The sequence below is a fragment of the Erythrobacter sp. NE805 genome (assembly GCF_046452355.1).
In the GTDB taxonomy this organism is placed as follows: domain Bacteria; phylum Pseudomonadota; class Alphaproteobacteria; order Sphingomonadales; family Sphingomonadaceae; genus Erythrobacter.
The window spans coordinates 1466502-1488079 of record NZ_JBKFDI010000001.1 but is presented as its reverse complement, the minus strand read 5'-3'; the positions used below and the strand labels follow the sequence as shown (position 1 = coordinate 1488079).

Annotated in this window: 24 protein-coding genes; 14 read left to right on the top strand and 10 right to left on the bottom strand. The window is 68.9% G+C overall.

Annotated elements, in window-relative coordinates:
* Nucleotides 1–14: 14 nt before the first annotated feature.
* The 4 genes from ACLBKU_RS07095 to ACLBKU_RS07080 all read right to left on the bottom strand — a co-directional run bounded on the left by ACLBKU_RS07095 (nucleotide 15) and on the right by ACLBKU_RS07080 (nucleotide 2390).
* Nucleotides 15–644, bottom strand: a complete 630-nt coding sequence (locus ACLBKU_RS07095) for a MarC family protein (protein ID WP_410178824.1) — start codon at nucleotides 642–644, stop codon at nucleotides 15–17.
* A 20-nt stretch (nucleotides 645–664) separates the two neighbouring features.
* On the bottom strand, nucleotides 665–1432 hold the full coding sequence (locus ACLBKU_RS07090) for a hypothetical protein (protein ID WP_410178823.1): 768 nt from the start codon (nucleotides 1430–1432) through the stop codon (nucleotides 665–667).
* A 62-nt stretch (nucleotides 1433–1494) separates the two neighbouring features.
* Nucleotides 1495–1860: a hypothetical protein gene (locus ACLBKU_RS07085; RefSeq protein WP_410178822.1), complete on the bottom strand. Its 366-nt coding sequence runs from the start codon at nucleotides 1858–1860 to the stop codon at nucleotides 1495–1497.
* Nucleotides 1857–2390, bottom strand: a complete 534-nt coding sequence (locus ACLBKU_RS07080) for a carboxymuconolactone decarboxylase family protein (RefSeq protein WP_410178821.1) — start codon at nucleotides 2388–2390, stop codon at nucleotides 1857–1859. Before ACLBKU_RS07080 ends, ACLBKU_RS07085 begins: the two co-directional genes overlap by 4 nt.
* 123 nt (nucleotides 2391–2513) lie before the next feature.
* Here ACLBKU_RS07080 and ACLBKU_RS07075 point away from each other — a divergent pair, with 123 nt between their 5' ends.
* Nucleotides 2514–2867 carry a nuclear transport factor 2 family protein gene (locus ACLBKU_RS07075; protein ID WP_410178820.1) on the top strand — a complete coding sequence of 118 codons (354 nt, stop codon included), beginning with the start codon at nucleotides 2514–2516 and terminating at the stop codon, nucleotides 2865–2867.
* Nucleotides 2868–2977: 110 nt separating this feature from the next.
* On the opposite strand, the gene ACLBKU_RS07070 is transcribed toward ACLBKU_RS07075, so the two are convergent.
* Genes ACLBKU_RS07070 through ACLBKU_RS07060 form a run of 3 tightly spaced genes read right to left on the bottom strand, consistent with a single transcriptional unit; the run spans nucleotide 2978 to nucleotide 5225 of the window.
* On the bottom strand, nucleotides 2978–3511 hold the full coding sequence (locus ACLBKU_RS07070) for a nuclear transport factor 2 family protein (protein ID WP_410178819.1): 534 nt from the start codon (nucleotides 3509–3511) through the stop codon (nucleotides 2978–2980).
* On the bottom strand, nucleotides 3508–3909 hold the full coding sequence (locus ACLBKU_RS07065; protein WP_410178818.1) for a putative quinol monooxygenase: 402 nt from the start codon (nucleotides 3907–3909) through the stop codon (nucleotides 3508–3510). The genes ACLBKU_RS07070 and ACLBKU_RS07065 overlap by 4 nt, the downstream gene beginning before the upstream one ends.
* Nucleotides 3910–3923: 14 nt before the next feature.
* The gene (locus ACLBKU_RS07060) at nucleotides 3924–5225 is read right to left on the bottom strand and encodes a cytochrome P450 (RefSeq protein ID WP_410178817.1); all 1302 of its coding nucleotides are present in this window, start codon (nucleotides 5223–5225) and stop codon (nucleotides 3924–3926) included.
* A 130-nt stretch (nucleotides 5226–5355) separates the two neighbouring features.
* Between ACLBKU_RS07060 and ACLBKU_RS07055 the strand changes: the two genes are divergently transcribed.
* The 3 genes from ACLBKU_RS07055 to ACLBKU_RS07045 are packed head-to-tail and all read left to right on the top strand — an operon-like array spanning nucleotide 5356 to nucleotide 8562.
* On the top strand, nucleotides 5356–5943 hold the full coding sequence (locus ACLBKU_RS07055; RefSeq protein WP_410178816.1) for a carboxymuconolactone decarboxylase family protein: 588 nt from the start codon (nucleotides 5356–5358) through the stop codon (nucleotides 5941–5943).
* Entirely contained in the window at nucleotides 5940–7229 is a 1290-nt protein-coding gene (locus tag ACLBKU_RS07050; RefSeq protein ID WP_410178815.1) for a cytochrome P450, read from the top strand. Before ACLBKU_RS07055 ends, ACLBKU_RS07050 begins: the two co-directional genes overlap by 4 nt.
* Before the next feature lies 1 nt (nucleotide 7230).
* Nucleotides 7231–8562 carry an aromatic ring-hydroxylating oxygenase subunit alpha gene (locus tag ACLBKU_RS07045; protein ID WP_410178814.1) on the top strand — a complete coding sequence of 444 codons (1332 nt, stop codon included), beginning with the start codon at nucleotides 7231–7233 and terminating at the stop codon, nucleotides 8560–8562.
* Here ACLBKU_RS07045 and ACLBKU_RS07040 read toward each other — a convergent pair.
* Nucleotides 8559–10178, bottom strand: coding sequence for an FAD-dependent oxidoreductase (locus tag ACLBKU_RS07040; protein WP_410178813.1), 1620 nt, complete (start codon nucleotides 10176–10178; stop codon nucleotides 8559–8561). The genes ACLBKU_RS07045 and ACLBKU_RS07040 overlap by 4 nt on opposite strands.
* A gap of 196 nt (nucleotides 10179–10374) precedes the next feature.
* Here ACLBKU_RS07040 and ACLBKU_RS07035 point away from each other — a divergent pair, with 196 nt between their 5' ends.
* Nucleotides 10375–11151: an SDR family NAD(P)-dependent oxidoreductase gene (locus ACLBKU_RS07035; protein WP_410178812.1), complete on the top strand. Its 777-nt coding sequence runs from the start codon at nucleotides 10375–10377 to the stop codon at nucleotides 11149–11151.
* A gap of 135 nt (nucleotides 11152–11286) precedes the next feature.
* Here ACLBKU_RS07035 and ACLBKU_RS07030 read toward each other — a convergent pair whose 3' ends face one another.
* On the bottom strand, nucleotides 11287–12099 hold the full coding sequence (locus ACLBKU_RS07030) for an SDR family NAD(P)-dependent oxidoreductase (protein ID WP_410178811.1): 813 nt from the start codon (nucleotides 12097–12099) through the stop codon (nucleotides 11287–11289).
* Nucleotides 12100–12227: 128 nt separating this feature from the next.
* Here ACLBKU_RS07030 and ACLBKU_RS07025 point away from each other — a divergent pair, with 128 nt between their 5' ends.
* The 3 genes from ACLBKU_RS07025 to ACLBKU_RS07015 are packed head-to-tail and all read left to right on the top strand — an operon-like array spanning nucleotide 12228 to nucleotide 13516.
* Nucleotides 12228–12638 (top strand): nuclear transport factor 2 family protein, encoded by a 411-nt coding sequence (locus ACLBKU_RS07025; RefSeq protein ID WP_410178810.1) that lies wholly within the window; start codon nucleotides 12228–12230, stop codon nucleotides 12636–12638.
* Nucleotides 12639–12642: 4 nt separating this feature from the next.
* Nucleotides 12643–12984 carry a putative quinol monooxygenase gene (locus ACLBKU_RS07020; RefSeq protein WP_410178809.1) on the top strand — a complete coding sequence of 114 codons (342 nt, stop codon included), beginning with the start codon at nucleotides 12643–12645 and terminating at the stop codon, nucleotides 12982–12984.
* On the top strand, nucleotides 12977–13516 hold the full coding sequence (locus ACLBKU_RS07015) for a molybdenum cofactor guanylyltransferase (protein WP_410178808.1): 540 nt from the start codon (nucleotides 12977–12979) through the stop codon (nucleotides 13514–13516). The genes ACLBKU_RS07020 and ACLBKU_RS07015 overlap by 8 nt, the downstream gene beginning before the upstream one ends.
* A 67-nt stretch (nucleotides 13517–13583) precedes the next feature.
* Here ACLBKU_RS07015 and ACLBKU_RS07010 read toward each other — a convergent pair whose 3' ends face one another.
* Complete coding sequence (locus ACLBKU_RS07010; protein ID WP_410178807.1) at nucleotides 13584–14588, bottom strand: NADP-dependent oxidoreductase; 1005 nt, start codon at nucleotides 14586–14588, stop codon at nucleotides 13584–13586.
* 122 nt (nucleotides 14589–14710) lie between these two features.
* Here ACLBKU_RS07010 and ACLBKU_RS07005 point away from each other — a divergent pair, with 122 nt between their 5' ends.
* The 6 genes from ACLBKU_RS07005 to ACLBKU_RS06980 all read left to right on the top strand — a co-directional run bounded on the left by ACLBKU_RS07005 (nucleotide 14711) and on the right by ACLBKU_RS06980 (nucleotide 21574).
* Nucleotides 14711–16849: a molybdopterin-dependent oxidoreductase gene (locus ACLBKU_RS07005; protein ID WP_410178806.1), complete on the top strand. Its 2139-nt coding sequence runs from the start codon at nucleotides 14711–14713 to the stop codon at nucleotides 16847–16849.
* 120 nt (nucleotides 16850–16969) lie between these two features.
* Nucleotides 16970–17980 (top strand): NADP-dependent oxidoreductase, encoded by a 1011-nt coding sequence (locus ACLBKU_RS07000; RefSeq protein WP_410179011.1) that lies wholly within the window; start codon nucleotides 16970–16972, stop codon nucleotides 17978–17980.
* Between the two features lie 5 nt (nucleotides 17981–17985).
* Nucleotides 17986–18762 carry a ThuA domain-containing protein gene (locus tag ACLBKU_RS06995; protein ID WP_410178805.1) on the top strand — a complete coding sequence of 259 codons (777 nt, stop codon included), beginning with the start codon at nucleotides 17986–17988 and terminating at the stop codon, nucleotides 18760–18762.
* Nucleotides 18759–19133, top strand: a complete 375-nt coding sequence (locus ACLBKU_RS06990; protein WP_410178804.1) for a nuclear transport factor 2 family protein — start codon at nucleotides 18759–18761, stop codon at nucleotides 19131–19133. Before ACLBKU_RS06995 ends, ACLBKU_RS06990 begins: the two co-directional genes overlap by 4 nt.
* Nucleotides 19134–19234: 101 nt before the next feature.
* On the top strand, nucleotides 19235–20488 hold the full coding sequence (locus tag ACLBKU_RS06985) for a cytochrome P450 (RefSeq protein ID WP_410178803.1): 1254 nt from the start codon (nucleotides 19235–19237) through the stop codon (nucleotides 20486–20488).
* A 3-nt stretch (nucleotides 20489–20491) separates the two neighbouring features.
* On the top strand, nucleotides 20492–21574 hold the full coding sequence (locus tag ACLBKU_RS06980; protein WP_410178802.1) for an acyl-CoA dehydrogenase family protein: 1083 nt from the start codon (nucleotides 20492–20494) through the stop codon (nucleotides 21572–21574).
* Nucleotides 21575–21578: the final 4 nt, after the last annotated feature.

Sequence of the window (21578 nt, the reverse complement as noted above, 5' to 3'; positions counted from 1 at the left end):
CGCGCCCGGCGCGGCTAGATGGCGAAGCTGCCTTTGAGCCCGTCGATCACGTATTGCGCTGCAAGCGCGGCGAGCAGCACGCCGAGCAGGCGGGTGATGACCGCCTCGACCTTGTCCCCCGCGAGCCGGATCAGCGGGCCGGCGGCGAGCAGCGCGGCGGCGGTGATCGCCAGCACCGCGACGAGCGCCGCGAGCACCTCGAGCGATTGCGGGAGGCCGTTCGCCTCGTTCATCAGCAGCATCACCGCCGCGATCGCGCCCGGCCCGGCGAGCATCGGCATCGCCATCGGGAAGACCGAGACGTCCTCGATCTCGGGCGTCTGAGCGATCTTCTCGGCGCGCTCCTCGCGGCGCTGGGTGCGCTTCTCGAAGACCATGTCGAAGGCGATGAAGAACAGCATCAGCCCCCCGGCGATGCGGAAGGAATTGAGTTCGATGTGGAGCGCACCCAACAGCTCCTGACCGAACAGCGCGAAGACCAGCAGGATCGCACCCGCGATGCCCACCGCCCGCAGCGCCATGCTGCGCGCCTGCGCCGCGCTCGCGCCCTTGGTCAGCCCGGCATAGATCGGCGCGCATCCCGGCGGGTCGATCACCACGAACAGGGTGACGAAGGCGGACAGGAAGGTCTCGGTGAGGGTCATCTCGGCCCCGGCCCCTCACATCATTTGAGGGCCGGGGCAAGGCTTTGTTCGATGGGCGTGGTCCAGCGCCCCTCGTAGAAGTAGTCGGCCGCGATCACGCGCGTCCCGTCGGCGCGGTGCTGCCAGCGCCAGCGCAGCGTCCCGTCCTTCGAGAGGGTCGCGCCCTCGGTGCCGTCCGCCCCGATCGGCAGCGCGGGCGGCGGCGGGACCGGCGCGCCGGGGCGCGGGCAGCTGGCGATCAGGCCCTCGACGAGGTCGATGGCGGTGACGATGATGTCGCCTTCCGCGATGCGTTCTTTCGGCGGCGGCTGCGGGTTGTCGTCGGCGCCGACGTCGAAGACGTAGCGATACGCTCCGTCCGGCTGGCGCTCCCAGACGGTGACGAAGCTGCCGACCGTGCCGTCGGGGGCGCGGAAGCGGCCCTTGCTCACCGCGGTCGCGCCGTCGCAGCTCATCGCGATGACGCGCGGGGCCCATTGCACGGCCTCGGGCGGATCGGTCTGGGTGGCGAGCCACGGGAGAACCGCGAAGGGCCCCTGCGGCCCGTGGAGCATGGCACCCGGCGCGGCGAATTCGCGGAAGGCGGTCCACTGCCCGCGCTCGCGCGCGGCGCGGCTGAAGGCGAGCTCGGCGGCGACGATGGTGCTCGGCTGCGCGGCCCCCGGCGCGCGGGCGAGCACGCGGTCGATGACCGTCTCGGGGATCTTCGGCCGACCGCCCCCGCTCCCGGCGCAGGCGGCGAGCGCAAGGGTGCCGAGAGCGAGCAGCGCGCGGGCGGGAAGGCGCATGGGGGTCTCCGGAATGGTTTCGCGGGCCCGGTGTGGCGGAAAGCCGCGTGCGCGGCAAGCCGTCAGCCCCCCGCCAGCTCCGGCAGCCCCACGAGCGCCGCGCGGCACTCGGCGTCGGCGAGCGCGGCGAGGACCGAGAAGGCGACGAAGCCCGGCTCGCCGAGGTGCGCGACCACCGCCGCCGCCTCGGCATCCCCGATCGCGGTGTGCTCGAAAGGCATCCGGCGGGCATAGGCCAGCACGGCGCGGGGGCCCGCGTCGAGACCGCTCTCGTCGGGCGCCGCCCCCATGCCGTGCACCGCGGCGACGGCTTCGCGGACCAGCGCCGCCAGCGCGGGATCGAGCGCGGCCTCGGTCTTCCCCCGGAAATCCGCATAGTGGCGGGCGAGCACCGGATCGGCGGCCAGCGCGGCGCAGACGGCGCTCATTCCGCCGCCTCCAGCACCTGCGGGGTGGGCAGGACGGTGCGGTCCATCGTCTCGGGCTCGAGCCCCATCGTGATGAGCGCCTTGGCGAGTGCGAGGAACAGCGTCACTCCGAGGCCGAGCTCGGCGATCTGTGCCGGGGTGAAATGCCGCTGGAGCGCCGCGCGCGCGTCGCCGGTCAGCAGTTCGGGATCGTGGATCAGCGCGTCGGTGAACTTCAGCGCCGCTTTCTCGGCCTCGGTCAGCCTGGCGCTCGTCTCGTAGCCGTCGGTGATGTCGTCGACCACCTCCTCGCCCAGCCCCTGCCCAAGCGCCTTGTCGAAGCGCACGTTGCGGCAGAACCCGCACTCGGTGACGCGGGCATTGCGCATCCGCGCGACCTCCTTGATCCGCGCCGAGAGCACCTCCGACTGCCAGAACCGCCCGTAGAGCGCGAAGAAGCTCGCCGCGATCTCCGGCTGGTGGGCGAGCACCGAGCCGAAATGCGGCGGCTCGCCGGGAATGGCGGAAGATACGCGGGGGATGGTCGACATGAGCCTCTCCTTCGCGGGGCAGGATACCGCAGGGTTACGGTGCGGCACCCTCGCCATTTTCACAGGCGGGCGGCACGAAGCCTCGTGGCAGATTGCGCCGACAACTCTTGGGGAGAGAACACCATGCCCGGCGAAGCACAGCGCGTGATCGAGGACTTCTGGCGCATCCAGGACACCGGCGACTACACCCGGCTCGTCGACCTTTTCGCCGAGGACGCCTTTCTCGAGGACCCGATCTGGGGCCAGTACCGCGGCCGCGAGGCGATCCGGGGGTTCATGGCGACGATGGTCAAGGAGATGGGCGAGCGCAAGGTCCACTTCACCGTCGACGAGATCTGCGGCGACGACCACGCCGTCTGGGCGCGCTGGACGCTGCACATGGAGGGCGCGCCCTCGCGCGGCGGGGTCGGCATCTACAAGGTCGAGAACGGCAAGCTCACCTACTACCGCGACTACATGGACCCGGCGGGGGAGTAGTCCCCTTCTCGTCATTGCGAGCGGAGCGAAGCAATCCATGGCCCGAACTTCGCGGCAGGCGGTCGGTCCATGGATTGCCGCGGCCTTCGGCCTCGCAATGACAAAAGCCGTCACATCGGCCGGTAGTCCGGGTGCCCGCTTTCCCTGAGGTCGAGCATCGGCAGCGGGAACTCGGCGCGGGGGCTGGCGTCGGGCTGGTCGGGCATCGGCATGGTCCAGTCCATGATGTAGCGGCGGCTGGCGATCCGCCATTCGGCGCCGCTTTCGGTTGGCCGCTTCTCGAAGGTGTCGAGGTAGCGCCCGCCGTACATGTTGCCCCTGTAGGGCTCGCCCTCACCCTCGCGCCGGAAGCCGCAGGCGATGCCGTAGCACTCGCCCTCGGCCGTCGTCGCGCTGGTCAGCTTGACCGCGAGCGACGACAGCAGGTGCCAGCGCCGCCCGGTCGAGCGCTCCACCTGCATCACCACCGGCACGAACTGCGCCGCGGTGCCCTTGAAGAAGCCGTAGTCGATCGCCGCGTCGGGCCAGTAGCACCCCGCCTGCCCCGCGTCGTCGAGCCAGTCGAGGGTGCGCGAGTAGCGCGCGATGAGGTCGTTGATCGCCTGCCGGTCGAGCAGCTCCTGGAGCTGTGCTTCCATGCTCATGCGCGCGCGCTCCACCATGCGGGGATCGAGAGGGGGAAGCGCTCCTGCGCGGTCCGCATCGCCTCGCTCGCGTCTGCGGAGAGCGGCGGGTCCTCGGTGGGCGGCAGGCCCCCGCCCGCGCCCTCCACCGGGCTGACATACTCCAGCTTTATCCCCGCCAGCACGTCGGCGAAGTCGTGGCCCTCGTGGTGGTCGCTCATCTGGTGGTGGTAGAAGGCCCACTTGTCCCTGAAGCTGAGCAGGCAGTAGTAGGTCAGCGGCTCCTGCCCCTTCCAGTATTCGTAGCGGATCACGCCCTCCTCGGTGCCGAAGGTCTCCCTGACCATGTCGTGCATGATCCCCTCCCACTTGGCCTCCTTGCCGGGCTTGATCTGGATATGGGCGAGCAGGGTCGTCATCGGCGGCGGCTCCTTCAGGCAGGCGTGAGGTTGAGCATCAGGCGGAAGATGCCGAGCATGATCCCGCCCTGGTGGCGGAAGTCGTTGCCCGGCGCGTATTCGAGATCGGCGAAGGCGTCGGCGAGCTTGTCCCACGCGATCGTCTGCTCGAGCCGCGAGAGGTTCGAGCCCGGACACGAGCGCGGCCCCTGGCTGAAGGCGAGGTGGCGGGTCGCGGCCTTGCGGTCGAGCTTCAGTTCGAGCGGGTCCTCGAACTCGTCCGGGTCGATGTTGGCGGCGGCCCACCTGAGGTGGAGCATCGAGCCGGCGGGCACGGGGACCCCCTGGAACACCTCGTCCTCAGCACAGATGCGGGTCGAGAGGCCCTGGGTGGGCGAGCGCAGCCGCATCCCCTCCTCGATGAAGGTGCGGATCGCCGCCCGGTCCTCGCGGAGCCGCCCGAACAGCCCGGGCCGCCCGCACAGCAGCTGCGCCTGTTCGGCGAGGGCATATTGCGTCGTCTCGAGCCCGCCGATCACCATCGCGTAGACCACGCCGTTGATCTCGTCGTCGGTGAGCCTGCGCCCGAGCGCCTGGTATTCGACCTGGGTGAGGAAGCTCACCATGTCGTCCTTGGGGTTGGCGCGCTTCTCCCGCGTCTGCTCCGCCACATATTCCTTCATCCCCGCCAGCAGCCGGAACTTCTCGGCGCTTTGTTCAGGGGTGAGGATGTTCTTGTGGGTGGTCCCGATCACGTAGGACATGACCTGCGCATTGCCCCATTGCTCGAGGCGCGGGATGTCCTCGAGCGGGAAGCCGAGCACGCTTGCCATCACCCGCTGCGGCAGGGGCCGGGCGAAGTCGGCGACGAAGTCCACCGCCTCGCCCGCGCGGGCCTTCGCGAGCATCCCGGCGATAAGGTCGTTCACATGCGCCGCGATCATCCCCGCATGGCGCGTGCAGCCGGGCCCGACCCACGGGTCGGTCAGCTCCTTTCGGTGTGCGCGCCACAGCTCCGGGTTGGGGCGCAGCGAGACGATCGAGGCGACCATCGCATCGATATCGGGGATATGCGTCGGCATCTCGCCCGAGGCCTGGATATGCGCGACCAGCAGCGAGAGCGTCGGCGGGAAGCGGTCCCAGTCCTTCACGACGCGGGAAATGTCCTCGTACTTGGTGAGGACGAAGGCGTCGCTGCCGGGGGTCAGCCCCTCGCCGGGGAGGCGCTGCACCGGGGCTTCCGCGTGGAGGATCGCATAGGCCGCGTACCAATGCTCCTGCGCGCCGGGCGCGAACAGGTCGACATCAGCCAGTGTGCGCGGTGTTTCGCCTCGCAATGCCGCCTCTCCCAACGCGGGGCGGTCCGCCTTGTTTAGCGAATCCGCCAATTGCTGTCCGGGGTCTTGTCCCGCAGCCTCGCCGCTACGGAAATGGCCTTTTTTGTGAGGCCTTCATGAGGAGAGCATCGTGAGCCGCATCACCAAGCTGGCGCCGGAGGAGTGGGACGAACGCCTCGTCACGGCGATCCAGCCGGACAACCTCACCGATCTCGAGCAGGGGCTGACGCGCTACTTCGCGCATTGCCCCGAGCAGGCGCTGGGGCTCATGGGCTTTGGCGGGGCCTTGAAGCGGGGCCGCACCCTGCCCGAACGTCTGGTCGAGCTGGTGCGGCTGCGCGTCGCCTTCTTCAACCAGTGCCGCTCGTGCATGGCGATCCGCTATTCCGACGCGGTCGCGGACGGGGTCACGGAAGGCCTGGTGTGCTCGCTGGAACGCCCGCAGGAGGCGAAGGACCTCAGCGCCGCCGAGAAGGCCGCGATCCGCTACGGCGAGCTGATGGCGACCGACCACCTCGCGATCGACGACGGCGTCTATGCCGAGCTGCGCGAGCACTTCACCGAGGCGCAGATCGTCGAGCTCGGCATGACGGTCGCCTTCTTCGTCGGCTTCGGGAGGCTCGCGGCAACGTGGCACATGGTCGAGGAGCTGCCCGAGGCTTTCCGCAAGGCCGAAACAATCGCCCCTTGGGGCGCCGAGAAGATCGAGGTGCGATGATGGCAACGCAAGCCCCCGAAACCGGCGCGGCCCCGGTCATCAACCTGTTCGACCCAGCACTCCAGCAGTGCCCCTACGACGCCTACAAGACGCTGCGCGACGAGGCCCCGGTCTACAACATTCCGGGCACGCAGATCTGGGTCGTCTCGCGCTATGACCACGTGCGCGAGGTGCTGATGGACCCGCAGCGCTTCCCCTCGACCGCCGCGAACGAGCTGCTGCGCGCCTCGCCCACCGATGCCGAGCGCGGGCGCAAGGTCGCGGCGCGCTTCAAGGAGAAGGGCTGGCTCCCCGCGCCCACCCTCGCCGGCCGCGACGACCCGAACCACAAGCAGATGCGCGCGATGTTCAACGAGGCCTTCAAGCCCAGCCGCATCAAGGCAATCGACCCGCGCGTCGAGACCCTTGCCTACGAGCTGATCGACGCATTCCTCGCCGACGGGAAATGCGACTGGGTGCGCCAGTTCTGCGTCCCCCTCCCCCTCTTCATCATCGGCGAGCAGATGGGCGCCAAGCGCGAGGACATGTGGAAGATCAAGGGCTGGACCGACGCCTTCTTCCACCGCATCTCGCTGATGCTCCCCGAGGACAGGCACCTCGAAATGGTCGACCGCGAGATCGAGGCGCAGCACTATTTTCAGCCGATCTTCGAGAAGCTGCGCGCCGAGCCCGACGACAGCCTCATCTCGGTGCTGGTCAACACCGTGATCGAGGGCTGGGGGCGCACCCTCAACGACAACGAGCTCCACGCCGAAATGATGGCCGACACCTTCGTCGGCGGCTCCGAGACCACCACCAACGCGCTCGCGGCGGGGATGAAGCTGCTGATCGAGAACAAGGACGTCTGGGCGAAGCTCAAGGCCGATCCCGACAAGTACATGCGCAATTTCGTCGAGGAGGTGCTCAGGCTGGAAAGCCCCGTCCAATCGCTGATGCGCTTCACCCACGCGGACGTGGAGCTGGACGGGGTGACGATCCCCGCAGGCTCGGTCGTCAACGTCCGCTACGGCGCGGCGAACCGCGACGAGCGCTTCTTCGAATGCCCCGAAAAGCTCGACCTCGAGAGGCCCAAGGCGGGCGCGCACATGGCCTTCGGCTCGGGCACGCACCACTGCCTCGGCGCCCCGCTCGCCCGGCGGGAATTGACGTGGGGCTTCCAGGCGGTGGTCGACCGCTTCGCGGACATGTGGTTCGCGGAAGGGAAGAACGACTTCACCTACCACCCGCACTTCCTGCTGCGCTCGCTGAAGCAGCTCCACATCGAGTTCGAGCCGAAGAAGCGCTGAGATGGCGAGCCTCCTCGAGCCCCCCGCCCAGCGCATCGACACGACTCCGCAGCCGATGCCGGCGCTCTCGGGCCGGCCGATCGCGGGCAGCCGCTACTGGTCGCGCGACTTCATGGAGCGCGAGTGGGAGGCGATCTGGACCAAGGCCTGGCTGATCGGCGGCCTCGCGAGCCAGGTCGAAAAGCCCGGCGACTTCTTCACCTACCACATCGGGCGGGAATCGATCCTCGTCACCCGCGGCGAGGACGGCGTGGTGCGCGCCTTCTACAACGTCTGCCCGCACCGCGGGAAACGCCTCGTGATGGAGGAGGAGGGGCATGCGAAGCGCCTCGCCTGCTCCTACCACGGCTGGCGCTTCACCCCGGACGGCGAGCTCGCCTTCGTCCCCTGCCCCGAGGATTTCGCCGGCGGCTCGCCCTGCGGCAAGGTGCGCCTCGCGGAGGTCCGGTGCGAGGTCTTCGCCAGCTTCGTGTGGGTCAACCTCGATCCCGACGCCGCGCCGCTCGCGGAGCACCTCGGACCCGTCGGCCCGCAGCTCGAATGCTACCGCATGGAGCAGATGCGCCGCACCCACTGGGTCACGCTCGAGGGCGACTGGAACTGGAAATGCGTGCAGGACAACTTCAACGAGTCCTACCACCTGCCTTTCGTCCACCCCCAAACCCGCTTCGTGATGGAGCAGTCCTACCGCGAGTGCCAGTTCGACCTCTACGCCCCCCACGGCCATGCGCGGATGTTCATGCCCGGCTCGCGGCCCGCGCGCAGCCTTCGCGGCCACGCCGACACCGTGCTCCAGATGATGAGCCGCGAACTCGCCTACTGGGGCCTCGACCCCGAGGATTTCCGCGAAGACCCGCTGGCGATCCGCGAGGCGCTCCAGCGCGCCAAGCGCGAGAAGGGCGCCGCGAAGGGCTACGACTACGCGCGCTTCCACGATGCGCAGCTCACCGACCACTTCCACTACACGATCTTCCCCAACATCTCCTTCAGCCTCAAGCCCGACGGCTGCATCTGGCTGCGCGCCGACCCGCATCCGACCGACCCCGAGCGGTGCTTCTTCGACATGTGGTACTTCACGTGGTTCCCCGAGGGCGTGGACCGCTACTACGCCTACTCCATGGGGCAGGAGGTCGACCGCACCACCCCCGTCCCGCACCGGCGCGGAGTGGTCGGCGAACTCTCCTGCGGCCCCGGCATCGATCAGGACGTGAGCATCTGGAGCGAGCAGCAGAAGGGCCTGCGCTCGCGCGGCTACAGGGGCGCGCACCTCGCGGGCCAGGAGGCGCGGGTGCGCTTCTTCCACGATACGATCGATCGCTGGCTGGAGGCCTAGAGGTTGGCGAGCGCCGCCGTGCGCCCCGCGATGTAGCCGAAGGTCAGTGCCGGGCCGAGCGTGCCGCCTGCCCCGGCATAGATCCCCCCTGTGGGACAGGCGATCGCATTTCCCGCGCCCAAGAGCCCCGGGATCGGCGTGCCGTCATGGCCGAGGATGCGCGCCTGACCGTCGGTGCGCGGGCCCCCGTTGGTGCCGAGCAGGCCCGAGGCGATCTCCACCGCGTAGAAGGGCGCCTCCCGAATTGCGCCCAGCGTCACCGCCGTCCCCTCCCGCGAGCGGTCGCCGTAGAAGTGGTCGTAGGCGCTCGTCCCGCGCCCGAAGTCGGGGTCGTGGCCCGCGTCGGCATGGGCGTTGAACCGCGCCACCGTTGCCGCCAGCGCCGCCGGGTCGAGCCCGATCTGCCCCGCGAGCCCCTCGAGCCTGTCCGCCCGCATCACCCACCCCGGCATCGGCTGCCCCGGCTGGCGCGTGCCGAGCGGATAGCGCGCGGCATATTGCGCGTCGAAGACCAGCCACGCCGGGAGGTTCTCGTAGTCGTAGGTCGCCGGATCGAAGCGGTGGAACACGCCGCCCAAGGCCGAGTAGTTCGCCGCCTCGTTGCAGAAGCGCCGCGCCTGCCGGTTCACCATGATCGAATGCGGCACGGTCCGCTCGATGAGGATGATCTGCGCGCGCTGTTCGCCGCTCTCCCACGGCGCGTCGGGGGTGACGAGGGTCGGCGCCCACCACGCGCTCGTCATGTTGCCAAGGCTCGCGCCCGCCGCCATCGCGAGCTTGAGGCCCTCGCCCCTGCCGGTCGGCGGGCTGGCGGGCGCGGTGACGGGGCCGCGCAGAAAGGTCTGGCGCAGCTGCGCGTCCCATTCGAAGCCGCCGGTCGCGATGACTACGCCGCGCCGCGCCGCGAGCGCGAAGGGCTGGCCGACCCGCTCCCCCGCGATCCCGGCGATGCGTGCGCCGTCCTTCACCAGCCGCTTCGTCTCGACCCCGAGGATCGGTTCGATCCCGCGGGTCAGGCACGCCTTCAGGAGCCGCGCCACCATCGCCTGCCCGAAGCCGCATTGCCGCGCCGCGAGCCTCTGCCCAAGCACCTGCGGCGAGGGCAGCGCGCTCGCGCCGCCGAGCGGGGTCTCGCGCAGCATCAGCGGCTTGGGTTCCTCGATCGCGTAGATGCGCGCGGCCCACTCGCCGAGTTCGGGCAGATCGAAGAGGTCGTGGTCGAGCGCGCGCGAACCCTGCGGCTTCGCACCCGGGCGATCGAGATAGTAGTCGGGATAGCCCGGCAGCACCGAGACGCTGAGCGCGCCCGCATCCTCGAGGAAGGCGAGCGCCTCGGGGCCGCGCTCGACGAAGGCCTCGAGCGTCTCGTCGACGAGGTCGCCGTGATCGAGGCTGCGGAAATAGGCGAGCGCCTCCTCGCGCGAGTCCGGCATTCCGGCGGCGCGCATCCGCGGGTTGTCGGCGACCCAGATCACCCCGCCCGAGATCGCCGAGGTGCCGCCGACGCGGCTCCCCCGCTCGACCAGCGCCACGCGCGCGCCCGCCTCGTGCGCCGCGAGCGCGGCGGCCATGCCGGCCGCGCCCGTTCCCAGGATTATGACGTCCGCCTCTCCCATGCGCGGGTTAGACGCCCTGCGAGTGCGGTGCGGCAACCCGTCATTTTGGCAAGGTGCCTCGCCCCTTGGTTCCCCCTATTCGTCATTGCGAGGAGCCGCAGGCGACGCGGCAATCCATGACCCGCCCTCCGCGATTGCGCGCTTCGGTCCATGGATTGCTTCGCTACGCTCGCAATGACGAGAGAGGACGGAACACATGAAACTGGCAGGCAAGGTCGCCGCGATCACCGGGGGCACGGCGGGCATGGGGCGCGGGATCGCCGAGGCGTTCCTCGCCGAGGGCGCCAAGGTCGCGCTCTTCGCGCGCAATTCCGAAAAGGGCGCGAAGGTGCTCGCGGAACTCGGCGCGGGCGAGAACGCGCTGTTCGTCGCGGGCGATGTGATGAGCCAGCCCGATCTCGAGGGCTTCGTCGACAAGGTTGTCCAGCATTTCGGGACGCTCGACATCCTCGTCAACAATGCGGGCGGGGCGGGCGACTTGCAGCCGCTCGTCAACCTCTCCGACCACGCCTTCGACGAGGCAATGAAGTGGAACGTCTATTCCACCTTCTGGGCCTCGCGCCGCGCATTGCCGACGATGCTCGGGAAAGGCTTCGGGCGGATCATCAACATCTCCTCGATGGAGGGCAAGCACGGAAAGCCCGTGCTGACCGCCTATTCCGCCGCCAAGCACGCGGTGAACGGCATGACCAAGAGCCTCGCGCGGGAGGTGGGGGCGGCAGGCGTGACGGTCAACGCGATCTGCCCGGGGATCGTCATCACCGACATCATCAGGAACAACGGCCCGGCGACCGCCAAGGCGATGGGGCTCGAGTTCGAGGAGATGATCGACCTCTTTGCACAGGAAGCCGCGATCAAGCGCCCGAACACGGTCGAGGAGGTCGCCGCGGTCGCGGTGCTGCTCGCGAGCGCGGCGGGCGGGGGGATCACCGGCCAGCAGATCAGCGTCGACGGGGGGACGGCGCAATACTGAGCGCGGGCCAGCAGGGGGCCAGCTCGTGCCAGACCCCTGCCAGGCTCGCCCCAGACCCCCGTCAGACCCCCTCCAGACCCCCTCTAGACCCACCTCAGCGGACGTGTTTCACGTGGAACATGGCCTTGGCGGCGATCACCCCTGCAACTTCGCCATCGCCGCGCCGACCGCCGCGGCGACATCATGGGCCTGCGGATTGCCGCGCATGATGAGCCCGCCATTGGGCTGGATATTGGCCCCCGTCACATAGGCCTGGTCGGTCGAGAGCCACAGGCAGGCATGGGCGACGTCGTCCACGGTGTTCAATCTACCCATCGGATAACGCGGGAGAAATGCGTCGGTGAGGCCCGGCACCTGGAAGCTCTCGTGGGTCATCGGGCTGTCGGTGAAGGCGGGCGAGACGGTGTTGGCCTTGATCCCTAGGTGCCCGTAATCATTGGCGACGCACTCGATCAGCGCCTCGGAGCCGCGCTTGGTGCCGATATAGGCGGCGTGGTTGGTGATGATCGCCTTGGTGGTCGCCGAGGACAGCGAGATGAGCGACCCCCCGGTCGGCTGCTGCTGGCTCATGACCCGCACGAAGGCCTGGAGGAAGTGGTGCACCCCCTTGAATTGCAAGGCGACTATCTGGTCGAGCTGCTCCTCGGTGATCTCCTCGAGGCTCGCCAGCAGACCCCAGCCGGTGGTGTTGATGGCGATATCGACCCGCCCGAAAGTCGCCGCCGCCTTGTCGGCCATGGCATTCACATGGGCGCGGCTGGTGATGTCGCACAAGGTGTATTCCCCAGCGATTTCAGCGGCCAGCGCGGCGAGCGGGGCCTCCTTGCGGCCCGCCACCATGACCCTCGCGCCTTCGCGGGCGAACAGCCGGGCGATGGTCTGGCCCATGTTGCCCTCCGAGGCCGCCCCCAGAATGACCGCCGTCTTGCCTTCCAACTGTCCCATCATCTCTCTCCTCTTCCCGCCCCGCGACTACCACGCAGGGGGGCGGGCCGACCCTTCCCAAAAGTGGGCATTGTCGTTCGCGGCCCTCGGGGCCGATAGCCGCAGCCAACACAGGGAGAGAGAGCGAGACGATGTTCACAGGACCCCTCGAGGATCGCGTGGCGATCATGGAACTGAACGGCACCTATGCCGATGGCGTGGTGCGGATCGACCCCGAGACCTGGGCGAGCGTCTGGGCCGAGGATGCCGACTGGGACCTGATGGGCCACCAAACGAAGGGCAAGGAGGCGATCGTCGCCTTCTGGAAGGGGGCGATGAGCGGGCTCGAGGCGGTGAGCTTCCACTGCGTGCCCTGCATGATCGAAGTCACGGGAAACTCGGCGAAATCGCGCGTCCAGACGCAGGAGATCCTGAAGCCGAAGGACGGCACGGCGCGCCATGTCGGGGGCCTCTACGAGGACGAGCTGGCGAAGGTGGACGGCCAGTGGCGCTTCACCAGCCGCAGCTTCCGGATCGTCGCCGAGTTCGGGGTGGAGGGCTGAAAACATGGCCAAAATCCTGATCTCCGCGCAGATCGACCTCGACCCCGCCCAGCGCGAGGAGGCGCTCAGGACCGCCCGCCCGCACATCGAAGCGGCGCTCGCGGAGAAGGGCTGCATCCACTACGACTGGAGCGCCTGCGCGATGAACCCCGCCCGCGTGAACGTCTTCGAGGAGTGGGAAAGCGAGGAGGCGCTCGCCGCGCATTTCCGCGACCCGGCCTACACGGGGATGCGAGATCACATCGGCCGGTTCGGGATCACCGCTGCGGTGAGCCGCAAGTACCGGGTCGATGCCGAAGGGCCGGTCTACAACGCCGAAGGCCAGGCGACCGAGGCCTTTGACTAGGCGACCCCACCGGCTTCTGGGCGCGATCCTCGCCGGCGGACAGGCGCGGCGGTTCGGCAGCGACAAGGCCCACGCGCGTTACGAGGGCGCGCGGCTGATCGACCGGGTGGCGACGGCGCTCGGGGCGCAATGCGCGGGGCTCGTGGTGTGCGGCCGCGAGGAGCCGGGCTTCAGGTGCATCCCCGACTGGCCCGAGCCCGGCCTCGGCCCGCTCGGCGGCCTCGCCGCGGCGCTCCGGCACGCGGGCGCGCAGGGCTTCGCCGAGGTCCTGTCCGCCGGAGTGGATGTGCCTGATCTGCCTCACGATATCGCCAGCCTCCTCGCAGGCGAGGGCGCCGCGATCGTCGAGGCTCAGCCGGTCGTGGGGCTGTGGCCGGTGGCGGCAGGGCCGGTCCTGGAGGCATTTCTGGCGGGCGGCGGGCGCTCGCTCTACCGCTTCGCCGACCACGTGGGGGCGCGCCGGGTGGCGCTTTCCCGGACGCTGATGAACGTCAACCGGCCTGAGGACCTGAACCCACCCCGCTGCGACTAGCCAGCAAGCTGGCAAGTCTCGCTCCCCTCCCGCTTGCGGGAGGGGCTGGGGGTGGGGCCGCAGGCTCTCAAAGCTTCAGCATCTGCTTGCCCCGGTTCTGCCCGGTGAACAGGCGCTGGAGCGTCGCGGGGGCGTTCTCGAAGCCGTGCTGGATATCTTCCTGATATTTCAGGCGCCCGTCCTTGACGAAGCCCTCGAGCCGCTTGCGGATGCCGGGGAACTCGCTCGCCCAGTCGAGGACGATGAAGCCCGCCATCGTGCCGCGGCGAAACACGAGGTTGAAGTAGTTCTCGGGGCCGGCGGGGAGCGTCCCGGTCTCGTAGCGGCTGATCCCGCCGCAGATCACCACCCGCGCTCCGGTGGCGATGCAGGCGAGCATGTCGTTGAGGATCTTGCCGCCGACATTGTCGTAGATCACGTCGACGCCCTTGGGGCAGAGCTCGCGGATCTGCGCCTTCACGTCGCCCGCCTTGTAGTCGATCGCAGCATCGTAGCCCGCTTCCTTGACCAGCCAGTCACACTTGTCCTGCCCGCCCGCGATGCCGACCACGCGGCAGCCGGCGATCTTGGCGAGCTGGCCGACGATGCTCCCCGTCGCCCCCGCCGCGCCGCTCACCAGCACGGTGTCGCCCGCGACGGGCTTGCCGACCTTGAACAGGCCGCAATAGGCCGTGAGGCCGGTCGTCCCGAGCACCGAGAGCACCGCGGTGGGCGAAATCTCGGTCTCGACCTTGGTGAGTTCCTTGCCGTCGGTTACGAGGTACTCGGTCCAGCCGGTGGTGCCGAACACGAGGTCGCCGACCGCAAAACGCCCGCCGTTCGAGGCGACCACCTCGGCGATCCCGCTGCCGCGCATCACGTCGCCGATCGCCATCGGCGCGACGTAGTCGGCAATGTTCTCCATCCAGCCCTTCTGCGCCGGGTCGAAGCCCAGATAGTGGGTCTTGAGCAGCACCTGGCCGGGCGCGGGATCGGGCAGCTCGGTGGTCACCAGCTTGAAGTCGTTTGCGATTTCGATCCCGCGGCCGCGCGGGTGTCCGTTGAGGAGCCATTGGCGGGTGGTGGTGGGCATCGGGCAATCTCCTTGGTTTCCCGCCCTATTGCGGGTGCGGCGCAGCCGCCTCCACGGACAAAAGTGTCAGTCGAGCGGCCCTGCCCCTGTGGTAGTCTCCGAGCCAATTGGGGAGAGAGACGATGGGCTTTCAGACTCGCAAGACCTTCTGCCGTTTCTGCCATGCCAATTGCGCGATGGAAGTCGACGTGCTCGACGGCAAGGTCGTCGAGGTGCGCGGCGATTCCGATGATCCGGCCTATGGCGGCTACACCTGCATGAAGGGCCGCGAGCTGCCCGACAGCCACAACTCCGAAAACCGCCTCCACCACAGCCTCGTGCGCAACGCGGCGGGCGAGTTCGTCGCGACGCCGATGGATGAGGCGCTCGCCCATGTCGCGCGCGAGCTGCGGCGGATCATCGACCAGCACGGGCCCCATTCGGTGGCGGTTTTCATGGGCTCGGGGGGCTTCCAGAACTCCGCCGCGATGGCCGCCTCGCTGAGCTTCGCGCAAGGAGTGGGGAGCCGCAACTTCTACACCTCGGTGACGCTCGACCAGCCCGCCAAGGTCTTCACCACGGCGCGCTACGGCAAGTGGATGGCGGGGCCGAACACCTTCTCGGAAAGCGACGTCGCCTTCTTCATCGGCAACAACCCGATCGTCTCGCACTATTCGCCGGTCGGCGGCGTGCCCCCGTTCAGCCCCTCGCGCCGCATCCGCGACAAGAAGATGGAGGGGCTGAAGCTGATCGTCGCCGACCCGCGCGAGAGCGACGTGGCGCGGCTCGCCGACATTTACCTCCCGGTGAAGCCGGGCGAGGACCCGGCGATGCTGGCGGGGATGCTGAATGTCATCATCGCCGAGGGGCTCTACGACCGCAATTTCGTCGCCGCCCATGTCGACGGGTTCGACAAGCTCGCCGAGGCGGTGAAGGCCTTCCCGCCCGAGGTCGCCGCGGCGCGCGCCGGGCTCGAGACCGAGCAGCTCGTCGCCGCCGCGCGGATGTTCGCGGGCGGCACCAAGGGCTGCGCGGTCACCGGCACCGGCCCCGAAATGGCGGGGAACGGGACGCTCACCGAATACCTCGTGGTGTGCCTCAACACGATTTGCGCGCGCTTCAAGCAGGAGGGCGAGAAGGCCGCGATCCCGGGCGTGTTCAGCCCCTACCAGACCGCGCGCCGCGCGCAGGTCGGCCCGCCGGTGCCGATGTTCGGCGCGGAAGGGATGCCCAAGTCGCGCTTCCGCGGGCTCGGGCATCTCGGCTGGGAAATGCCCTGCAACGTCCTCGCCGACGAGATCCTCACCCCCGGCGAGGGCCAGGTGCGCGCGCTGATCTCGGTCGGCGGCAATCCGGTGGTGGGCTTCCCCGACCAGCTCAAGATGGCCCGCGCGCTCGACGATCTCGAGCTGTTCGTGCAGATCGACCCGTGGATGAGCGCTTCCGCGCGGCGGGCCGATGTGGTCCTCGCCCCCTCGCAATGTCTCGAGCGCGAGGACATCACCAGCCTTTCGGAATGGTGGCACGAGGAACCCTATGCCCGGTACACCGAGGCGGTGGTCGCGCCGCCGGGCGACTGCATCGACGAATACGAGATGTTCTGGACGCTCGCGCATCACCTCGGCACTTCGATGAACCTCGCCGGAGGGCCGCTGCCGATGGACAGGAAGCCCACCAAGCAGGAGTTCCTCGACCTCGCGGTTGCCGGCTGCCTCGTCCCCCCCAGCCAGGTGCGTGCCGATTGCGCCGCGAATGGCGGGGCGGCGGTGATGTATCCCGAAAAGCATCCGCTGGTGGAGCCCGTGGACGAGAGCGAGTTCCACCGTTTCGACCTCGCGGTGGGGGCGATGCCGAGCGAAATCCTCAAGTACGCAGCCGGCAGCAAGGCGCGCGAGGGCTTCGACTTCCGTCTCATCTCCCGGCGTTCCAAGACGCGGTTCAACTCGATCGGCCATCCGCTCAAGAAGCTGCAGGCCAAGACGACCACCAACCCCGCCTACATCCACCCCGAGGACATCGCCGCGCTGGGGTTGGAGGAAGGCGGGCTGGTCGCGATCACGTCGCCCCACGCCACGATCCACGGCGTGGTCAAGGCGAGCGACAAGGTGCGGCGCGGGATCGTCTCGATGGCGCACGCCTATGGCGACGCCGATGCGGGGAAAGACGACGTGCGCATGCGCGGTGCCTCGACCAACCGGCTCGTCAGCGAGGTGGTCGATTACGATCCGATCACCGGCCAGAGCCTCCAGAGCGCTATCCCGGTGAAGCTGGAGCCGGCTTGACCTTCTCACCCCCTCAATGCCGTTCGGGCTGAGCTTTGCGAAGCCCTGTCCTTCCTTTGCCGCAAGTGGAAGTGCAGCCCTTCGACAAGCTCAGGGCGAACGGGAATGGAGATTATCCAAATGCCCACCAACCGCCGCTTCCTCCTCCAGCGCCGCCCCGACGGCACCCCGGTGCGCGAGGACTTCGAACTCGTCACCGAGCCGACGCCCGAGCTTGCCGAGGGGCAGTTCCTGATCCGCAACCACTATGCCTCGCTCGATCCGGCGATGCGCGGGTGGATGGATGCGGAAGGCAACTACATGCCCCCGATCCCCTTGGGCGACCCGGTGCGCGCCAGCACCATCGGCGTGGTCGAGGAGAGCCGCGCCGAGGGCTTCGAGAAAGGCCAGTGGGTGATGGGCCTCAACGCGCTCGAGGACTATTCGATCGGCGTGGCGGGCGGGTTTACCCAGCCGATCGACCCCTCGCTGGTGCCCAGCGTCACCAACTACCTTTCGATCTTCGGCGCGGTCGGGATGACCGCCTATTTCGGCTTCCTCGAGGTGTGCGAACCCAAGCCCGGCGAGACCGTGCTGGTCACCGGCGCGGCCGGCGCGGTCGGGAGCCTCGTCGGCCAGCTCGCCAAGATTCACGGCTGCCGCGCGGTCGGCATCGCCGGGGGGCCCGCCAAATGCGCGCGCCTCACCGACAAGTACGGCTTCGACGCGGCCATCGACTACCGCGGCAAGGGCGAAACCGCGCTCACCGCCGCCATCGCCGAGGCCTGCCCCGACGGCGTCGACGTGATCTTCGAGAACGTCGGCGGGATCATCCTCGATGCCGGGCTGATGAACCTCAATCTCCATTCCCGCGTGGGGCTGTGCGGCCTCATCAGCGAGTACAACACCGCGCCGCGCGGCATCCGCAACCTGTGGCAGCTGATCGTCAAGCGCGCGCAGATCCGGGGGCTGCTCGTCGCCGACTACGTCCCCCGCTTCGGCGAGGGCGCGGCGAAGATGGCGGAGTGGGCCGCCGCGGGCAATCTGACCATCGACGAGCACGTCGACGAGGGGCTGGAGAACGCCTTCGACAGCTTCATGCGGCTGTTCGCGGGCACCAATGACGGCAAGATGATCCTCAAGATCGCCTGACGCGCATGGCCCGCGATCTCCTCGTCCTGTCGGGCGGCCACGCCTACGACCGCCCCGCCTTCGCCGCGCTGCTCGCTTCGCTGGGCGAGTGGGACATCACCCACCTGATGCACCCCGAGGCCGAGGAGGCGGTCGCGAACGGCCGCGCGCTCGAGGCCGACGCGGTGCTGTTCTACGACATGGGCGGCTACAGCTTCGCCGACAAGTGGGTGACCTCGCGCCCGCCGTCGGAAGCCTTCCGGCGCGCCATCGTCGAACGCTTCGCAAGCGGGCGCGGCGCGGTGGCGATGCACCATGCGCTCGCCGGGTGGGCGGACTGGCCCGAGTGGCACGACATGCTCGGCGGGCGGTTCCTCTACACCCCGGGCGAGGTGCGCGGGGTGCCGACGCTCGATTCCGGTTATCGCCACGACGTCGAGTACACCGCCAGCGTGGTCGCGGATCACCCGGTCACCGCCGGGGTGCCCGCCACCTTCACCGTCACCGACGAGCTCTACCTCGCGCAGGTCTTCGAAGACGAGGTCGAGCCGCTGGTCCGCTCGGACTACAGCTTCGACCGGGAGCACTTCTACTCGGCCGCGCTCGGCATATCGGGGACGCTCTGCTCCAACGAGGGCTGGGACCACCCGCCGGGGAGCAACCTCGTCGCTTGGGCGAAGCGGGTCGGCACCGCGCCGCTGGTCTATCTCCAGTTCGGCGACAGCCCGGTGACCTATGCCAATCCCGAGGTGCGGCGGCTGCTCGCCAACGCGCTCGCCTACATCGCAGGAGACACCGCATGACCCCGCAAGCCACCGTCGAGGCGTTCATCGGGCACTGGAACGCCTGCGACATCGAGGCGATGCTCGCGCTGTGTGCCGAGGACATCGTCTACCACAACATCCCCATGGAGCCGATCCGCGGCACCGCGGCGATGCGCGCGATGGTCGAGGGCTTCCTCGCCAATGTCTCGGGATGCGACTGGCAGGTCCACGCGATCGCGGCGAACGGCAACACCGTGCTCACCGAGCGGACCGACGGCTTCACCTTCAAGGACGGCCGCCATGCCGCAATCCGGGTGATGGGCACCTTCGACATCGGCGCCGACGGGCGCATCACCGGCTGGCGCGACTATTTCGACATGCTTGAATTCCAGCGCGAATTCGCCGGCTGACGCGCCGCGCGCCGCAACCCTAACACATTAGCGCATCGCAAGCGGGGCGGCGGTTTGGTTAGGCTCCGGCCGAGATTTCCAAGGGTCCGGAGCCGTCGCAAATGAACAAGCCTCAAGGCAATGTGTTCGCGCCTGAAACACTGATCGATCCCTTCGACCACTACCGCGCGGTGCACGCGGCGGGGATCGCCATCGAGCATCTGGAAGGGATGAACACCTGGGTCGTCTATTCCTACGACCTGTGCAGCGAGGCGGCGGGCAAGCCCGAGGTGTTCTCGAACGATTTCACCGCGCTGATGGGCCGCGAGGCGGACGAGGACATCCAGGCGATCCTCGCCGAGGGCTGGCCGGACCTTCCGACACTGCTCACCGCCGACCACCCGGTCCACACCCGCAACCGCAAGCTCGTCAACCTCGCCTTCTCGGCCCCGCGGGTGAACGCGATCGAGGCGGACATGCGCCAGAAGTCGATCGAGCTGATCGAGGCCTTCGCCGACCGCGGCGAGTGCGAGTTCGTCGAGGAGTTCGGCGTGCCGCTCCCGGTGGCGATGATCGCCGGGCAGATCGGGCTCGAGGACGATCCCAAGCGGGTGAAGGCCTGGTCCGACGCCGCGGTCGACCGCTTCAGCCAGATGGTCGATCACCAGCGAAAGCTTGAATGCGCGCGCAGCCTCGTCGAGTTCCAGCACTACATCAAGGGGTTGATCGACGACCGCCGGGCGAACGGCGGCAACGACCTGCTGACCGACCTTGTCGAGGCGCGGGTCGAGGGCGAGACGCCGCTGTCCGACCCCGAGATCATGTCGCTGATGCAGCAGTTCATGGTGGCGGGGAACGAGACCACCACCTCCACCCTCGCGGGCGGCCTGCTCCAGCTGATCCGCAACCCCGACCAGATGGAAAAGGCCAAGGCGGCCGCGGGCGGGCGCGATCCCAAGCTGCTCGGCAACCTCGTCGAGGAAGCGCTGCGCTACGAGACCCCGACCGCGGGGATGTGGCGGATCGTCAAGCAGGACACCGAGCTGGGCGGCATGGCGATCCCGGCCGGCAGCGTGGTGCAGCTGCGCTATGCCGCGGCCAACCGCGATCCCAAGAAGTTCCCCGATCCCGACAGGTTCGACATCGAGCGCACCAACGCGCGCACCCACCTCTCCTTCGGCAAGGGGCCGCACATGTGCGTGGGCAACATGCTCTCGCGCAAGGAGATGGTGGTCGCCTTCGACGAGCTGCTCGAACGGCTCGACAACTTCGCGGTCGCCGACGAGAACGCGATCCGCATCCTTCCCAACATCCTGCTGCGCGGCGTGACGCACCTGCCGATCACGTTCACGCGCGCCGGCACCCGGAAAGCCTGATCCATGAACTTCGACCTTTCCGAAGAACAGCAGATGTTCGTGTTCTCGGTGGAGCGCTTCGCCGCGCCGATCGACGTCGAGGCGCGCCGCAAGCTGCGCCTCTCGCCCACGGGCTATGACCGCGCGCGGTGGCAGCAGCTGGCCGAGATGGGCCTGATCGCCCTCGCCGCGAGCGAGGGGGCGGGCGGGATGGGCGGCTCGGCGCTCGATCTTGCGCTGATCGCCGAGGCGATCGGCAAGGCCAATGCGCCCGACCCGCTGCTCGAACACGGCATCCTGCCCGCGCTGCTGCTCGAACGCGGCGGCGCCAGGGAAGTGCTCGAAGGCGTGCTCGCGGGCACGACCATCGCCACCCTCGCCTGGACCGAGCGGGGCCAGCGCTACAGCCTCAAGGCCAAGGGCATGAAGGCCGAGGAGAACGGCGGCTCCTTCACCCTCGCCGGCGAGAAGACCATGGTGATGGGCGCGCTCCTCGCCGACCTGTTCATCGTCACCGCCGACCTTGGCGGGGAGACCGCCTGCTTCCTCGTGCCGAAGGATGCCCCCGGGCTCGAAGTGCGCGCCTACCGCCTCGCCGACGGGAGCATCGCGGGCGAGATCAGGCTGACCCGCACGCCGGCGAGCGGGAAGCTCGCGCTCGACGGCTCGGGGCTCGCCGCGGTCGCCGCGGACCTGCGCCTCTATGCCGCCGCCGAGATGGTCGGCCTCGGCCAGCGCCTGCTGGGCGACACGCTCGCCTATGTGAAGGAGCGCGAGCAGTTCGGCGTGGCGATCGGCAGCTTTCAGGCGCTCCAGCACCGGCTCGTCGATGCCTACGCCAAGGAGGAGCAGGCGCGCTCGATGCTCTACCGCGCCGCGCTCACCGACCGGGGCGACGCCGCGCGCTGGCAGCGCGCCGCCGCCGGGGCCAAGGCCTACATCGCCGCCAATGTCGATGCCATCGCCCGCGAGGCGGTGCAGATGCACGGCGGCATGGGGATCACCGACGAACTCGCGATCGGACACGCGATGAAGCGCGTGATGGTGCTCGCCCGCCTGTTCGGCGACGTCGACACCGTGCTTGCGGAATATGCGCTGGCGGCCTGATCCG

Bases quoted from the DNA above. Each gene is read 5' to 3' on its own strand.
- ACLBKU_RS07065 (WP_410178818.1), bottom strand. From the start codon at position 3,909: ATGACGACCCTGCTCGCCCATATCCAGATCAAGCCCGGCAAGGAGGCC.
- ACLBKU_RS06990 (WP_410178804.1), top strand. From the start codon at position 18,759: ATGACCCCGCAAGCCACCGTCGAGGCGTTCATCGGGCACTGGAACGCC.
- ACLBKU_RS07000 (WP_410179011.1), top strand. From the start codon at position 16,970: ATGCCCACCAACCGCCGCTTCCTCCTCCAGCGCCGCCCCGACGGCACC.
- ACLBKU_RS06980 (WP_410178802.1), top strand. From the start codon at position 20,492: ATGAACTTCGACCTTTCCGAAGAACAGCAGATGTTCGTGTTCTCGGTG.
- ACLBKU_RS07040 (WP_410178813.1), bottom strand. From the start codon at position 10,178: ATGGGAGAGGCGGACGTCATAATCCTGGGAACGGGCGCGGCCGGCATG.
- ACLBKU_RS06985 (WP_410178803.1), top strand. From the start codon at position 19,235: ATGAACAAGCCTCAAGGCAATGTGTTCGCGCCTGAAACACTGATCGAT.
- ACLBKU_RS07005 (WP_410178806.1), top strand. From the start codon at position 14,711: ATGGGCTTTCAGACTCGCAAGACCTTCTGCCGTTTCTGCCATGCCAAT.
- ACLBKU_RS07035 (WP_410178812.1), top strand. From the start codon at position 10,375: ATGAAACTGGCAGGCAAGGTCGCCGCGATCACCGGGGGCACGGCGGGC.
- ACLBKU_RS07045 (WP_410178814.1), top strand. From the start codon at position 7,231: ATGGCGAGCCTCCTCGAGCCCCCCGCCCAGCGCATCGACACGACTCCG.
- ACLBKU_RS07095 (WP_410178824.1), bottom strand. From the start codon at position 644: ATGACCCTCACCGAGACCTTCCTGTCCGCCTTCGTCACCCTGTTCGTG.
- ACLBKU_RS07030 (WP_410178811.1), bottom strand. From the start codon at position 12,099: ATGATGGGACAGTTGGAAGGCAAGACGGCGGTCATTCTGGGGGCGGCC.
- ACLBKU_RS07090 (WP_410178823.1), bottom strand. From the start codon at position 1,432: ATGCGCCTTCCCGCCCGCGCGCTGCTCGCTCTCGGCACCCTTGCGCTC.
- ACLBKU_RS07010 (WP_410178807.1), bottom strand. From the start codon at position 14,588: ATGCCCACCACCACCCGCCAATGGCTCCTCAACGGACACCCGCGCGGC.
- ACLBKU_RS07050 (WP_410178815.1), top strand. From the start codon at position 5,940: ATGATGGCAACGCAAGCCCCCGAAACCGGCGCGGCCCCGGTCATCAAC.
- ACLBKU_RS06995 (WP_410178805.1), top strand. From the start codon at position 17,986: ATGGCCCGCGATCTCCTCGTCCTGTCGGGCGGCCACGCCTACGACCGC.
- ACLBKU_RS07080 (WP_410178821.1), bottom strand. From the start codon at position 2,390: ATGTCGACCATCCCCCGCGTATCTTCCGCCATTCCCGGCGAGCCGCCG.
- ACLBKU_RS07085 (WP_410178822.1), bottom strand. From the start codon at position 1,860: ATGAGCGCCGTCTGCGCCGCGCTGGCCGCCGATCCGGTGCTCGCCCGC.
- ACLBKU_RS07020 (WP_410178809.1), top strand. From the start codon at position 12,643: ATGGCCAAAATCCTGATCTCCGCGCAGATCGACCTCGACCCCGCCCAG.
- ACLBKU_RS07075 (WP_410178820.1), top strand. From the start codon at position 2,514: ATGCCCGGCGAAGCACAGCGCGTGATCGAGGACTTCTGGCGCATCCAG.
- ACLBKU_RS07025 (WP_410178810.1), top strand. From the start codon at position 12,228: ATGTTCACAGGACCCCTCGAGGATCGCGTGGCGATCATGGAACTGAAC.
- ACLBKU_RS07070 (WP_410178819.1), bottom strand. From the start codon at position 3,511: ATGAGCATGGAAGCACAGCTCCAGGAGCTGCTCGACCGGCAGGCGATC.